Consider the following 14,599-nt stretch of genomic DNA (forward strand, 5'->3'; position numbering starts at 1 on the left):
ATTAATATACTTTTGAGTTAATGTTTGATAGTTTCGCAACCCTATATCCAGTAAAAGTCATATAGACATTTGTAAGATTTACAGTTCCATTATAGACACCTATTGAAACACCATTTTTAAAAACCTCATACTTATTAGGTTCTAAAACAATATCAATAACATCATCAACTGAAATTTGGGTGGTTCCTATATTTCCTCCATTTGGAGCATACACATAAAAAGTATTTCCGTTTTGAATGTAAACTCTTGGATTTCCTCCAGTAGAAACATTGTTTTGATTATTTGTTCTGATATAACAATATGCATTTGAAGCACCTTGTAGTCTTTCTACTTTAAATGAAAACTCTAACCTTGAAGAGCTAGTTAACCCTCCAAAATATGCATGCTCATTCCATCCGTTACCTCCTGAATTCTCAGCTTCATACCCCCCAGTAGTTAATATAGTATTGTTATTACTTCCTAATTTTACCCATAATTCAGGAGTTACTCCTGTTAAGGTTGGGATATAAATACTAATATTTTTAGCATCTACACTAATAGTATGTTGTTGATTACTTGGGCTTTTTAAGTTTATTATATAAGTCTGTAAATCCTCATTGGTTGTAAGTTCCAATATCAACTCATCAAAGGTTTTGGAAATAATGTTAACAGAAACTCCTGTTTGATTTGCAGTCGTTACATTAACACTGTTTATAAAATCTAAAAATGACCCTTTTATGATTACTTGAGATGTTTTGTTTATCTCTACTATTGAAGGTAAAAAGGTATCTATTACAAATTTTGGGTTATATGATGCGCCGCTTCCGCTCTCCGCCCCTCCTTTTTTAAAAGATCCTATAAATTCACATAGATAGTCATCAGGGTTAGAGACAGTTTTATCATTTTCATCTACTAATTCAGATTCAGCAAATGATTTTGATGTATTGTCAATTAAATTATGAATATGAATGTAACCCCTTTGTATTTCATAGTTTAAATAGCCTGAAGGAATTCTTTTTACAGTATTCCCATCATCAACAAATACTGTTACCCCTTTTAAATATACTTTAACTGCCATTATATCTGATTTAATTAATAATCAAATATATTTTCATAACTGAACATTGCAGTTTAAAAAGAACACTTAAAACACATTAAATCCTATGTATCTTATTTACTATCTTATCTGTGAATGTTAAATTTACTTGAGCTTTGCGAGTGTGACTACCATAAACAGGTTCTTGAATTTCTCCTATCGATACAGGAAAGTACTTATAACTATAACTGTGATTATTGAGGTTGTAATCATTAATCTTAATGTCATCTGCTAATAATAAGAAGTCAAATATTTCATTAGTTAAACAATCAGGAATCATATTAGTTTGGAACTTATACTCATTAGTTTGTTTAATAGATATTTGTCTTTTGACATAATTTCTATTTACAATATTATCTTCCTCTAATTTAGGATTACGTCTACCAAAAAAGCCAGGTATTCTTAATGTGGTTTCAAACCCTGATCCCTCAAATGTAATACCTAGATTTTCTAAATATCCATTCATAGCAACATCAATACGAGTTGTACCATTTGCAACTGAAGTAGAGTAATTTTGAAGATTATAAACTAAATATTCAATATCAATTGAAATGCCAACTAAATTACATCTCTTTACAATCTTGTATGACCCAGTACCTAAATCTTCTAATACTTTTTTCCATTCTATCTTGAATATTTTCAAATCAGGAATATCAGTTATTGTATTAAAGTTTTTTAATTCTCCATAGGTGTTATCATCTAAAGGATATTCTGTATCATCAGACATATCTATCATTATAAAATCACATGTTTCACTTGGTATTTGTCTTTTGTGATAAAAACTAGAGTAATCATTTTTGTAGCTTTCATTGTCAGTTAATGAAGCTAATACTTTATGATAATAACAACACTCTTTAAATATTTCGTCAGGTGTCTCTAACTGTTCAGGAATATCTACATACAATGCATAAGACAATGTGCGTTCTTTATGACCACAAGGATCATATCCATTAGCACAAGCAAAATCACTTGTGTCTACGTAAACTATATCTAATAAATTTTCTGTCATTATTGTGGGTTATTATTACATTGACTTGTACCTCTAACATTTACTGATTGATTAGACAGTGTAGTCAAATCATTTTCAAATAAAGTTAATGAAACTTGAACCTCATTAACTGAGCCTGTTTCATTTAAACAAGGTCTAGCACATAATTCTAACTGAACATTAGCTATCCCATTGCTACCTAAAACCATTACATCTTCTTGAACAAATCCTGAAGATATTGCCGAGAAGTTATTAGAATGACCTGTATCGCTTGTTACATGCCCCAATGCTCCATGTGAATTATTGACCATAAAAACAGTTTTTAATTGATACCTCACATTTTGATTTGGTTGCCCCGTTATCTTAAATTTTCTTAACTCACCCTCATTGCCACATGAAGCTATTCCTAGAGACAATGAGCCAATACTTGGCGATGTACTTTGAGTTATACATAGTGTTGCGTTAGAGACAATACCATTAACATCAATTTTAAAACTATAATTTAATATCGTTTGAAATGGATGAGATGTTACTCTCATTCTAAATGTATCATTACCACCATTAAAAGGAGTTGTTAAATCAATATCACTATAAACAATGTCGCCATTTGAAGGAACATAACTGTTAGGATTAGTATCATTAATAAAAACTGTATCCCATGAGCTAGGTGTTGTATTACAACCACCTTCACCAACTTCTACTTCTGAACCTTGAGTTGGCTGTGGACAAATACCAGTAACATTCCATGCTGTTCCTCCTAATGGTGCTAACACTGTAATTGTTGCTTGTGTTGGGAATGCTTGACTTTTATTAAATGTTAGCATTCCTGAACCTGTAGATGGACTTCCTGTGTTTATATCAGAAGGGCTTACTCCAGCTGCTATAAGTTGTGCATCGTATGAACTAGAACCTACAAATCCAGTATCAAAAGTTTGACCATTCCACTCAATAATAAATCTATCAGGCACACTATAGGCGTTATAATTTATGCCTGCTGTACCAATATTATCACCAAAATCTAATACATAACTAAAGTTTCCTACATTTCCTGAAGGACTAAATGTCTCATCACACGAAACTATAGTTTCATTGATCTCTACTCCAGTTAATCCTGATAAGAAGCCATTGACTAGCTGATCTACTTCTGATTGATCTTTTTGGTCAATATAATAATACTTCTTTTCACAAGTCAATGCATTCCATTCTATAAAGTACTTTCTAAAGTATGTAGGTCTAGTAAACACATTAGAATTATTTTGATTTACAATTACATTAAAAACAATTTTTAAAGATTTAGTATAATCAATATCAATAAAGAATGCACCTTTTTTAATATTTAGGTTTCCATTTAGTATTGCAGGTTTTAATAATCCAATTGATAGTATTCCTTGACCGTAATCACTGCCTGATGTAACCCCTGTTGATTTACCCCCATAAAAAGATGTTGCTGTATCAAAATCTAATCCGAACTCATCTACAAACGGATTAAAACTATTGGGTTGTGTGTTTTCTGAAATTCTATTATTACCATCTAAATCTGCTTTTGCAAATTTCCATTCAGTTAATGGATTACCTCCTACAGAATTATTTTCATTAAAAAACTCTGTGGTTAGCGTTTCATTATTATCAACCTTCCATTCTTCTAGTTGTATTCCTGATGATTGTGATGTTAGGCTATCTTCTAATAATTCATCAATAACAAAATATGATCGGACATTATCCTCACAAAAATTAAAATCAATAATGTTTAAGTCTTTTAAAAACACCTTATGCTGCCATCCTTCAGGAATTACAATTTTTAATGATATTGGTGTAGTTGGGGGATTTTCTAACTTGTAAGTTCGATCTAAAAAATACACATAATTGATACCATCATTTAACTCATCAAAAGTCACACAACTATCAAACAACATTTGACCACCACTCCATAATTGGAATAACACCTCCATATCTTCAGGACTTGATGTATCTGTTTTCTCAACTTCAAAATTACAGTTGATTCTAACTCTATTGTTAGAAGTGTCGATATTACCTATTTGTCTGATAAAACTTGTGGAATTGGAATCAGAATCAAGGGTTAGTTTATTATCAATAGTTTGTAATACATTTGAGGAATCGTGAAGCCAATTACCCTCATCATTTACAGAACTAAAGTCTAAACTTAATATCGTATTTAGGTTTTCGTTACACATCTATTACTCAAAATTGAAATTTTCAACAATTGGTTTTCCATCAAAATTAACAGTATTTAGCAACCATATTTTTGCTAATTCATTAGATGGTTGTATTTCAGGATTTTCAAATGTACCTCCATTAAAAAATGTTTTAGCTAATTCAACAGACGGTACACCATAATCTAAAATAATAACATCATCTAAATTACCATGTTCAAGAAAATATTCCTCTATAGGCATATTAGTATCTCCTGTATTTTCTGTGTCAGGAAGAACAACATACCCTGTACGTTGATTTTCTTCATTGATAATCAATTCAATATTCTCAACTTTTATTAATTCATCATCAATATTTTGAAAAACACCAAATAATAGAACTAGAGAATTGTTGAATCTATTATAATAAGTATTGATGTCATGTATTTCTAAATTGAGATATACACCATCCGTAATAGTGCTTTTTTTGTATACAGAATTTTTTGATATAATTTTCATTTTTTTAAAATTTAAAATGTGCCTTTAACGACACCAGTTATACTTGATTGTATTGATATAGGAAAAACACTTAATGCTCCAATTGAACTTGATCCTCCTGAAATTCCTGATAGTATTGCTTGAGTAATAAATAAAGTTGTTATATTTCTTCCTGTACTGCCATTATCTCCAATATAAATTCTAAAATCACTAGCACTTCCGTTATCCGTTAGAGTAATTGTTTCAGTAGCGTTTCCGCTTTGACTTATTTTTTTTACGTGTGTTTGTACCCAACCATTAGGATTATTTAGATAACCTGATACATGATATTCATCCAAACCATTCCCATGACGATATACAGCAAATTTTATTGAGAAGTTTGTACCACCATAAGGTATTTTGATTTCATAATACCCACTCCCATTTTGCTTAAAAGCATAAGGGCCGCCTAAATCAGGAACTACTTTTCTAACATTCCCACTAGTATCAATGCTTAAATATTGATCTGATGTTGAACCAGTTGGTACATTTAAAAGCTTTAAGGGTTTAAATATCTCTACAAGATTTGCAGTCATTCTTAATAATTGTTGACTTAAATAGTTCCAAAAAACCCACGCAAAATTTCCTTGCTGAAAAAAATTAAAACCTGGATTTTTTACATCATTACCACGAGCCTCAAGATTTATTGCACCATTTTGAGAAGGGTCAGATTTAATTGTAACACCCCATGAAGAATGCCTATTTCCTGCAAAAAACTTATCTTTTACAGTTGCTACTCCATCAACTTGTAAATTTCCTGTATTAGATACTCCATCTTTTTCAGGGTCAAAGTCACCTACATATACATCTGATAAACTATAAATAGAATCTTTGATGTCATTGGGGATTTCATCTGTCTTGATTTTCAACCAATCTTTATCACCCTCTTTTACTTCAGTCTTGTTGTAAAATTCAATTACACACACTTCTTTTTCATCTGTCTGATAAGTATAGTTAGTATTATCCACCTTCCCTTTTACAGTAATATTATAAATATCTCCATCTATAGTATCCTTACCTGATTTATGAGACAAATATTCTAAATAAACACTACGACCTACATAATCTTTAAAGTGAATTATTGATCCCTCAATCATAGTATCTAAAAGAATACCTATATCGTTTAAATCTGCTGTTTTTTTTGCTACTGTGATTTCAAATGAATTAGTATTGTTCATTGCATTGTTATTCCAAACTAGAACACCTACAGGAATAACACCATTATTTGATTCAGCTTGAGATAAATATGGCGCTCCAGTGTATTTACCTACTTTTTTAAGTAACTCTTTAAGAACATCATTATGATCTTGTGCTAGAATACCACCAAAGCCTGCATTTGGGTCAATAGCAGTATCAATATTTTGCTCTGTTATTTTTAAATTATCTGCCATATCGTATTTTTTTATTCGTATTTAGCTTCGTATTTAGTTTCATATTTGCCATCTTTAGGGTTGTTACCTCCTGTACCTTCAGCCCAGCAACCAATTCTTCCTGTTATTTTATATCGTAATGCATTTTCAAGTCTGTCAGGATTTACCAAACAAGTAGCCTTTACAATATTTGATGCTAATTGCTCAAATCTTAAATGTGTTTCTCCTGATAAAGGAATTAATGGATTATCAGGTTCACTCCCCCAAACACTTGATAGTTGTCTATGTTCAAACTCACCAGCACCTTTATCAATTTCTAAAGTGGTAACTGCATACATTTTATTTATATCAAAATCTTCAAATAAGTGTGTGTAAGTGATTTCAATTCTAGTAGGTTCATTATCTAGTAAAACACCTAAAGGCTTTCCAGTTTCAGGATCAGTACCGACATTAAGAAGTGTATCATCAGAATCTCTATAATAATGATGATCGGTTTCAATATTTAGATTTTCATCATAATCATTAAAGGTTAATTCAAAAGTGTTTTTATGTCTTTTAAATTCACCATCCTCAATAATTTCTGTAAAAACAAAAAAGTTGATTTTATAATCATCAATATTCCCTGATCTTAAATAATCTAACCAGTCATTATGATAACCGTCATTTAATAATGTGTTATCGTAATACTCTGTAGGAACAGCATCTCTTTGTAACCAATCCTCCCAACGTATCTTTGTTGCAAAAAAGACTTTATATCCTTTTTCTATTCCTGTATCATTATCTTCATCCCTGAAAATTTTCACCCAATTTTTATTGTTTCCTGATTCTAATTTAAAACCACGTATGTTATCATAATCTATTTGCTGAATATCATTAGAATCTTTTGGAAAAACTGATAAATTAACTGGTATCTCCTCTAGGATAAATGATGCTCCAGTATTTTGATTTACCACCTCATAACCAAAAATCATATTTCGTAATAAAATATCCTCAGTAGTATTAACCTTAAAAAATAATCTTGACAATATATCATCTTCGATAAAACCGAAATACTTTTCAACCCCTGCCACATTTTCACTTTGAGGGTGCTCAATAAATTGATTTGTCATATTTGGATAAGGGCCGGCTGGAGGAATCACCTTAACCATATCATTATAATCTGTCAATAATGATACTCGATCAGAAAAGTTTATTTGTAAATTATGATCTGCAACTGATACCCATAAAATATATTTACGGTCATTCTCGTTTTTACTTTCAAAGAGCTCTGTAAAAAAGGCATTAGGTATAAACTTCGCTTTTAAGATAATTTTATTAGACCCTGCCGAATTAAAAAGTATGTTTTCACTTGCTTGTAAATCAATCTTTGGCTCACCATAACTATAACCTGAATAATTGGTTGTTCCTGTATTTTCGCTTAAATTAAATGACCCTCCATCATTGAGAGTATAAGTTCTTTCCTTTCCTGTATTTACTAAAAGATTTTGATGGAAAGGTGTCATTTTGTTATGATAATCATCCTCATCTTGTGGTATCCAAGCAAAACCAATATTAAATTCAGAATTTAAAGACAGATTATTTATTCCTGAAACCTCAATCTCAACATTAACTGGGTTTGCATAATCCAATTGTGATAATGGATTCCCTGATTCATCATAATATGCAATACTATCAATAATAAAATTATTATCTAAACCGTTAAAATTCTCATTAAACCATCCTGTATTCCCAAGTCGTTCTGTATGATCTAAATTGTTTCTTATTACAGTGTTTGGATTATTCCATTCAGGATATACAACAAGTTCAAAATTATCAGTCAATGAGCCTGCATTAAATAAAATGCTTGGAGCAATCATTTCTTCTAAATTTGATACTTGTTCAAAGAAACTAGCAATCATAAAATTGCACACTACTGTGTAACTATAAACACCACTATTAGGAACATGTTTAATTACCCAACATTTATCTATTGCCATACCTGATTGAATACCGTCAGGATTCATTTCAATAGGAACATTAGTTATTAAATTATTTAATCCTGCAAATGAGAATTCAGCGACACTACCATCAATAAATGAGTTTAGATTATCAGATTGATAATTGTCATTTGTAAGGTGCGAGTATCTGAATTTTAACCCTTCAGGCTCTTTAGTGGATTCAAATTTGACATTGTAAATCTTTTCGTTTCCTCTATCTGTTGGTATTACACCTATGGATTGCAAGTGGTCAACTGTAAACAATGTATCATGTTCCATTGTATCTCCATAGAGATTTGTAATTGTTAAATTAGCGATATAAGATGTGGTGTCCGTATTTCCATTACCGTCTAATACATCTCTTTTGTATGTAAACTTTACTACATCTCCAATATCAAAACCATAGAAACTCCATGTTTTGCCATTGTTTAGTTTAATGGTTTTTTCAGGTACATAAATTGAAACCGTTTCCTGTGTTGATGCTTTAAAATCAATAGTAACTTCAAAAGTTACTCTTAATTGCTGCCAATCACCAACATTACCCAATAGCCAATCTGTCTCTTGAGAAGTAGGGTAGAATTGATTTCTATATGCTCTATTTATTACTTTTACGCCCATTTTGGTAATTTCTTATAATCTCTTGTGCTTCTTCGGCTTTACCTTGTTTTGCTAGACTTATAGCTTTTTGTGTTAATGCTTTTAATTTATCGATCTCATTTGCTTCATCTTGTGGTAAATTTTTAAGCAACTCACTAAAAGTTGTATCTAATATTTGAACTTGTAAGTTTATTTGAGAACTTGCTTTTTTTGACAAATTCAATAATTGCTGTATGTTTAAATCTTTATAACTCATTATTCCACATATTCAATTTTTAAATTGTTGGTGTATTTCTTTTTTACTCTATAATCGATAACTGCTGTTTGATCTTCAGGTCGCCAAACAAACTTTTCTATTTCAAATCGATTACCGTTAGTGTCAGTACCAATGTTATTAGATAACAAGTCATTAAAATCTTTTAATTTCATTGGTATCCTTTGCCCTTCAAATCTTTGATATTGATTGTGATAACCGTTTACCTCAGCGAAACTATTTATGTAATGGTATTTATCCCATAATGAACGTGCTGATAGTAAGGTGCGCTGGTCATTGGCTAGTTTACTTCCTGACATCATTACGATTTTAGGCACTGTTAAAAAATGTGAACTCAATAATAGTGACCCTAATCTATTTTGTATTTGGGAAGCAAAGTTTGTTCCTCCTCCAAAAATGCCAGTTATATTATCTACTATTCTACCTAAATCTTTTGCAATTTCTTCTACTCTTGTAAGCTCTGTTTTTGTTTTACCAATTGAAAAAGGAATTGATATTTGAGCCAAGTTTTTTATATTAACTAAATTTTGATTTTGAATTGTTACTGGAGTAGTAATTGCTTGAAATACTCTTCCTGTTTGGTCATCTAATGTATTTTGATCTTGAGTGTCGTATTGCCAAAAAATATTGTAATTAGATATGATCTCATTTGTATTAAATGAAATTCTATCCAAAAGACGTTCTTGGTCGCTAAAGAAGTTGGGTATTTGATAACTCGATACCACTTCAAAAGAATCTTTTCTTTCAAAATAAAAGACACCATTTTTTATTCTGTAATCAGCATTAAATTTTTCTTTAAACACTCTGATGCAATCCCCAAATGTGTAAATAGGATCAGAATTGATAGGATGACCTTTATCTCCTGATTCTCCCTTTCTGTCTTTAGAGGGAATATAAATCCAGTCACCAATTTCATTTAATAAATTACTTTGCAATTGTAGATTTAGATACTGACAAGCTCTCTCAAATAATGTTTTTACACGAATTCCTGAATGGTATCTTTTCTTTGGTAATAATTGCTCGAAAACCTCTTCAACTAGTTTTATTATGGCTATTGTAATTGCAATGATGTAGGCTATACGTGCAATAGTTTTTAAAACTACCAGTATAAAGTTACCTAAATCCCATGCAGTTACAGCTACAGCACCAAATCCTACACCTACACCTATGACTGGAGTAGCTGCATCAGTAACATCACCTATTGTATCTGCTAATCGCTGAACATTCTCAATCAGTTCCTTTGTCATCATATAGATTGACATAGACAATACAATAATTTGCATTCCATCAGGAACGTAATTAATTACATAAGGTACTTTTACATAGTCACCATTTGTAATAAATCCTTTATCTGCCAGGTATGCAAAACTAAACCCATCAGCAACATCATTTAACCAATCGTTACCCTGAACCTTTTTTAGAGAACAAACAACTTCTTCATTACCTATAAATGTGCTTTCATCTGCAAAATCTAAATAGCCATCAAAAGTAAATTCAGGTAATGAATTATCATTAACTTTTATTGTATATGGTTCACCCTCAAAAATACCAACACCTCCTGATGTACCGTTTAAAATTCTTTCTAATAGGTAATCTTTAGCCTCAAGAACAAACTCTAAATCAGTAATATTAATATTAGCTTCATCTTTTTTATTCAGCCAATCAACTGTGATTTCTAAATCCTGCCAGTTACGAGGTTCGCCATAATCCTGACCATTTATGTAGTGTCTAATACGTGTCATAGCTTTCTCTTTTTGATTTTAAACCTATTATAAACAGTCTTATTTGGAGTGCTCGTAGTAGATATAAGTTCTACAGCATTAGCTAATTTTACGACATCAAAATCTGTTACTGGTTTATTTACAATAGCCCTCTTAACCTCTTTTAATTCATACTCTAAATTTTTATTACTTGGAAATATTGGAACTGTTTTAGTGAAATCAGACCTCTGCTGTGCAAAGAAATTTGTGTTTAGCTTTCCTCGATTAGCTAATTCTTTAAGAGCATAGAAATTATCACGCCCCATATTATTCATTTCATTTACAGAAAAAATACCTTCTCGGCCCTCAACCATAATAGGAATACCTCCTTTATTGCCTTGATGAGATTGACCTCGAAAAACACCATTACTAGGTAATTTATCTTCCACGATACCACCATCACCGAAACTTTGTAAACTAGCTGTAATACCCTCAATAATTGCTATATCCCTTAAAGTTTTTACTATTGCTGTACCCGAATCTTGCCCCTCTTTTAAAGAACCTAAATTCGCATTATAAGTTCTCCAATAAGACTGTAGTTTTTGAATTCGATCTAATCGCTCTTGCTGTTTTAATACTCTAGCTTCTCGTTTTGCAAGTTCTTTTTGTTCAAATGCCAATGTATTGGTAAGCCCATTTTGTGCCCTTGATCTTTGGTCATCAACTGCATCTTGTTGTTTATCTAAATTATTTTCAGATGATTGTACAGCTTTTCTTTGTACCTCTTCCAGTCTTGTTAAAACCTCTGTAAACAACGCTTTTAATTCATTAGAAAATTCCTCCCATTTATTCCTTGTATCTTTGAGATTATCCTCAAGCCCCTTTTGTAACCTGTTAAACTGTTTGTCTGCTAATTCTTTTTCAATTTCTAATCGGTTAATACTTAGTTCTATTTGTCGTTCTGAAGACTCTTCTAGTAGTGTTATTCTTAAATCTTCTCTTTTTCTTATTAACTCTAATTGCTTTTCAGAACCCTCTTTTTCATTGGCAATTCTGTTATCTAAAACTCTGATTTCTAATTTTTTATTTTCCTTTATTGCTTCATTTTCAGCATCGATAGATTTTAATTTGTTTTTTAGTCTTTTTATTTCTGCTGTTTCTTGAATTTTCGTTTTTCTGTCTTCAAATTCTTTTAACTTTTTTAAAAAACTCTCCCTTTGTTTTTTAGTTAAATCAGAGGTATTAATGTTTTCAAGCTCTTTAAACTCATTATTCAATTTTTTTATAGCATTTAGCTCTTCTTTACTTACAATTCTTTCTCCTTTTAAGTCGTTTATTTTAGCGGCTATTCCTACTAATGATTTATCTATATCTCTAAAATCTCTTTTTGCAGTTTGAATCTCTTGAAGCCACTCTCTAAATCTATTGATTGTGATTTCATTTAACCCTGAACTTTGTAATTGCTCATTTAGTTCTATTATATTATCAATAGCAAGTTTTTGATTTCCTAAAAAAACATCAAAACTACCGTCTTCCTTAAAGTCGACATTAAACTCAACGTCTAATTCACTCGATTTTGCAAATTTGTTAAACTCATCCAACTCTTTTTGAGCATTAATTCTGAACTTGGTCAAAAATCTTTGAAATTCATTTAGCCTTGATTCGAAGCTCTTTGTAACATCGTTAACAAATTGCTCTGATAAATCCTTTTCTTTATCTATTAAATCTATCAACAAGTCAAGATTCTGCTCAAATATATCTCTTTCAATTTCACGTCTTTTTTTAGCGTTTTCAAGAATAACCAAACCTCTTTCTTTTTCTCCCTCAATCAGAGCCTGTAGAGCTTTCTGTTGTTCCTCTAATAAATTATCATCTAATGGATTTTTACCATCACGCTCACTTAAATCAATATTTAATTGCAATAATGCTTTAGCAAATTTTATTTCATCTTTTATTCCTGCTATTGCATTTGCTCTAGCGCCTATTGTAGTAGCATTTGCTTGTAGATCAGCTTTTGCCTTTGCATTGGTTATTGATAAGTTCAATTTTAGTATCTGATTCTCTTTTTCTAAAACCTCTAAATTCTTGACGAGTGCTAATCTAGTAGCTTCTAATTGAGTTCGTAAACTCAAAGTACTGTCATCACTTGTGATCTCTAATTCTCGTAATTCGGCTCTTAAATCGATTAGCTCCAGTGTAACTTTTCTTATTTGATCGCCTATCTCAAAAGCCCTAACAATTCCTTCAAAACTTGTATTAACACTATCTTTAGCATCTTTATATCTCTGTGAAAAGCCACCTATAGCATCCGATATTAAATCCCAACTTTCAGCATATTTTTCTCCATTTTCAATACCATTCTTTTCAATTTCTTTATTCAATTCTCTTATCTGATTTTCAACAGCTTCTATTTCAGGTTTCAGACTTTTTCCTATAGGATTAATATTTGCTATTTCTAAAAATACTTTCTTTATTTCGAGACCAAAGGATTTTATCCTTTTACCAAAATTTGAAAAACTACTAAATAGTGCAGAAAAGAATTTTAAAAACCCTTTGCCTAAATCAGCCAATGTTCCAATTAAAACTTTGACAGTAGCATTAAATACAGCCATAGCTTTTTGAGTTCTTATCACTCCTGATCTACCTTGTTTAAATATGCTAAATAAACTCGCTAGTAGTGTCAATAGTAATATTATACCAGTAGTTTTTAAAGCTGTTCCTAACGCTCTAAATCCTTTTCGTAAGCCACTTATTGATTTAGTATTCTTTTTGTTTGCTTCGGTATTTTTATCAGTAGATTTAGTTAATTTAGATATTCTACTTACTATTTTTTCGATAGCGGTATCCAAGAAAACAATATTTGTTTTAAATAAATCTGTTTCTTTTAGTGCCTCAACGATACTCTCTGTATAGCCACCAACATTTATTTTGTTTTGAATAAATTTATCTGAATTCTGTTTTAAAACCTCTGTTAACTCATCAATTTCTTTGTTATAATCTGCTATTTTTTGCCTTCCTTCTTCAGTTGTAATATTTGAGTTTTGTACTGCAATTCTTAAAGCAGAGATACGTTCTCTAACCTCCTTTAAGGTTTCTACACGCTCATTTTGAATTTTAATTAATGCTTCTTGTAACTTTATCTCATCTTTAGATAATTTATTAGACTGTATTACTTCTTTTTGCTCTTTATTTATGGCTTGAGTAACATCTTTAATTTGAACTTTTAACTCAGCTCTTTTCTTTGCAGCTTCTTTAGTATTGATGATACCTTGTTTTTCAAAGGCATTAGTTTTTTTTAGTTCAAGTCTATATTCGGTTAATTTTAATTCTAAATCTGTTAGACTTTTCCCCTGAAGATTATTCAGCTTTATTAATTGCTCATTAGTTTTCTTATAATCTTTTTGAGCATTATGAACGACTTTTAGTGTAGATTCGACACTCTTATAAGAACTTTTAAGAACATCAACAGCTTCTGCAAAATTATTTAATGCATCAATATCTTTAGGATTGAGTAATGATATTTGACCTTTTAAAGATTCTGCTTCTTTTTTTATAAATCGGCCAGTCTCTTTTAGATCAGATTTTAATTTCTCAAATCCGCCATCATCATCAATTAATTGACTATATTTTACTATTGCCTCTGCCATCAGGGTACTTTTCTTTTATATGGTCTATCAGTGCATAAAAATCAAATACACTTAAACATTCAACATCTTTATTAGTATGTTCAGAAACTGAAAACAAAAATTTCCTGAAATCTACTTCCATAAATACCTCCATATTATTTTCAATATTTATGTTCCATATATTTGTTGGAAATATTTCTAAGATTCTTTTTTCTATACTATTTAACTTTTCATCATTCTTTAATTTATTATCAATAATTCCATCCAGTTCAAGTGTTAGCTTACTTTTCAACTCAATTGAATACT

10 protein-coding genes are annotated in these 14,599 nt (G+C 30.7%); all 10 read right to left on the reverse strand.

Annotation, left to right across the window (positions count from 1 at the left end):
- Position 1: 1 nt before the first annotated feature.
- The 10 genes from ACSIGE_RS03445 to ACSIGE_RS03490 all read right to left on the reverse strand — a co-directional run bounded on the left by ACSIGE_RS03445 (position 2) and on the right by ACSIGE_RS03490 (position 14,585).
- Entirely contained in the window at positions 2–1,057 is a 1,056-nt protein-coding gene (locus ACSIGE_RS03445; RefSeq protein WP_440881396.1) for a hypothetical protein, read from the reverse strand.
- 76 nt (positions 1,058–1,133) lie between these two features.
- Entirely contained in the window at positions 1,134–2,084 is a 951-nt protein-coding gene (locus tag ACSIGE_RS03450; protein ID WP_440881397.1) for a hypothetical protein, read from the reverse strand.
- A complete protein-coding gene (locus ACSIGE_RS03455; RefSeq protein WP_440881398.1) occupies positions 2,084–4,255 on the reverse strand; it encodes a hypothetical protein in 2,172 nt (723 codons plus the stop codon). Before ACSIGE_RS03455 ends, ACSIGE_RS03450 begins: the two co-directional genes overlap by 1 nt.
- Positions 4,256–4,258: 3 nt before the next feature.
- The gene (locus ACSIGE_RS03460) at positions 4,259–4,732 is read right to left on the reverse strand and encodes a hypothetical protein (RefSeq protein WP_271677589.1); all 474 of its coding nucleotides are present in this window, start codon (positions 4,730–4,732) and stop codon (positions 4,259–4,261) included.
- 11 nt (positions 4,733–4,743) lie between these two features.
- On the reverse strand, positions 4,744–6,141 hold the full coding sequence (locus ACSIGE_RS03465; protein WP_440881399.1) for a hypothetical protein: 1,398 nt from the start codon (positions 6,139–6,141) through the stop codon (positions 4,744–4,746).
- Between the two features lie 11 nt (positions 6,142–6,152).
- Entirely contained in the window at positions 6,153–8,714 is a 2,562-nt protein-coding gene (locus tag ACSIGE_RS03470) for a hypothetical protein (protein WP_440881400.1), read from the reverse strand.
- The gene (locus ACSIGE_RS03475; RefSeq protein WP_440881401.1) at positions 8,692–8,949 is read right to left on the reverse strand and encodes a hypothetical protein; all 258 of its coding nucleotides are present in this window, start codon (positions 8,947–8,949) and stop codon (positions 8,692–8,694) included. The genes ACSIGE_RS03470 and ACSIGE_RS03475 overlap by 23 nt, the downstream gene beginning before the upstream one ends.
- Positions 8,949–10,709: a hypothetical protein gene (locus ACSIGE_RS03480; protein ID WP_440881402.1), complete on the reverse strand. Its 1,761-nt coding sequence runs from the start codon at positions 10,707–10,709 to the stop codon at positions 8,949–8,951. The genes ACSIGE_RS03475 and ACSIGE_RS03480 overlap by 1 nt, the downstream gene beginning before the upstream one ends.
- Positions 10,706–14,314, reverse strand: coding sequence for a hypothetical protein (locus tag ACSIGE_RS03485; RefSeq protein WP_440881403.1), 3,609 nt, complete (start codon positions 14,312–14,314; stop codon positions 10,706–10,708). The genes ACSIGE_RS03480 and ACSIGE_RS03485 overlap by 4 nt, the downstream gene beginning before the upstream one ends.
- Complete coding sequence (locus ACSIGE_RS03490; protein ID WP_440881404.1) at positions 14,289–14,585, reverse strand: hypothetical protein; 297 nt, start codon at positions 14,583–14,585, stop codon at positions 14,289–14,291. The genes ACSIGE_RS03485 and ACSIGE_RS03490 overlap by 26 nt, the downstream gene beginning before the upstream one ends.
- Between the last annotated feature and the right edge of the window lie 14 nt (positions 14,586–14,599).

It is taken from the genome of Tenacibaculum profundi, from assembly GCF_052050075.1.
Classification (GTDB): Bacteria; Bacteroidota; Bacteroidia; order Flavobacteriales; family Flavobacteriaceae; genus Polaribacter.

Excerpts from the sequence above, each read along its gene's own strand:
- ACSIGE_RS03455 (WP_440881398.1), bottom strand. The coding sequence starts at position 4,255 with ATGTGTAACGAAAACCTAAATACGATATTAAGTTTAGACTTTAGTTCT.
- ACSIGE_RS03445 (WP_440881396.1), bottom strand. The coding sequence starts at position 1,057 with ATGGCAGTTAAAGTATATTTAAAAGGGGTAACAGTATTTGTTGATGAT.
- ACSIGE_RS03470 (WP_440881400.1), bottom strand. The coding sequence starts at position 8,714 with ATGGGCGTAAAAGTAATAAATAGAGCATATAGAAATCAATTCTACCCT.
- ACSIGE_RS03465 (WP_440881399.1), bottom strand. The coding sequence starts at position 6,141 with ATGGCAGATAATTTAAAAATAACAGAGCAAAATATTGATACTGCTATT.
- ACSIGE_RS03450 (WP_440881397.1), bottom strand. The coding sequence starts at position 2,084 with ATGACAGAAAATTTATTAGATATAGTTTACGTAGACACAAGTGATTTT.
- ACSIGE_RS03475 (WP_440881401.1), bottom strand. The coding sequence starts at position 8,949 with ATGAGTTATAAAGATTTAAACATACAGCAATTATTGAATTTGTCAAAA.
- ACSIGE_RS03480 (WP_440881402.1), bottom strand. The coding sequence starts at position 10,709 with ATGACACGTATTAGACACTACATAAATGGTCAGGATTATGGCGAACCT.
- ACSIGE_RS03460 (WP_271677589.1), bottom strand. The coding sequence starts at position 4,732 with ATGAAAATTATATCAAAAAATTCTGTATACAAAAAAAGCACTATTACG.
- ACSIGE_RS03485 (WP_440881403.1), bottom strand. The coding sequence starts at position 14,314 with ATGGCAGAGGCAATAGTAAAATATAGTCAATTAATTGATGATGATGGC.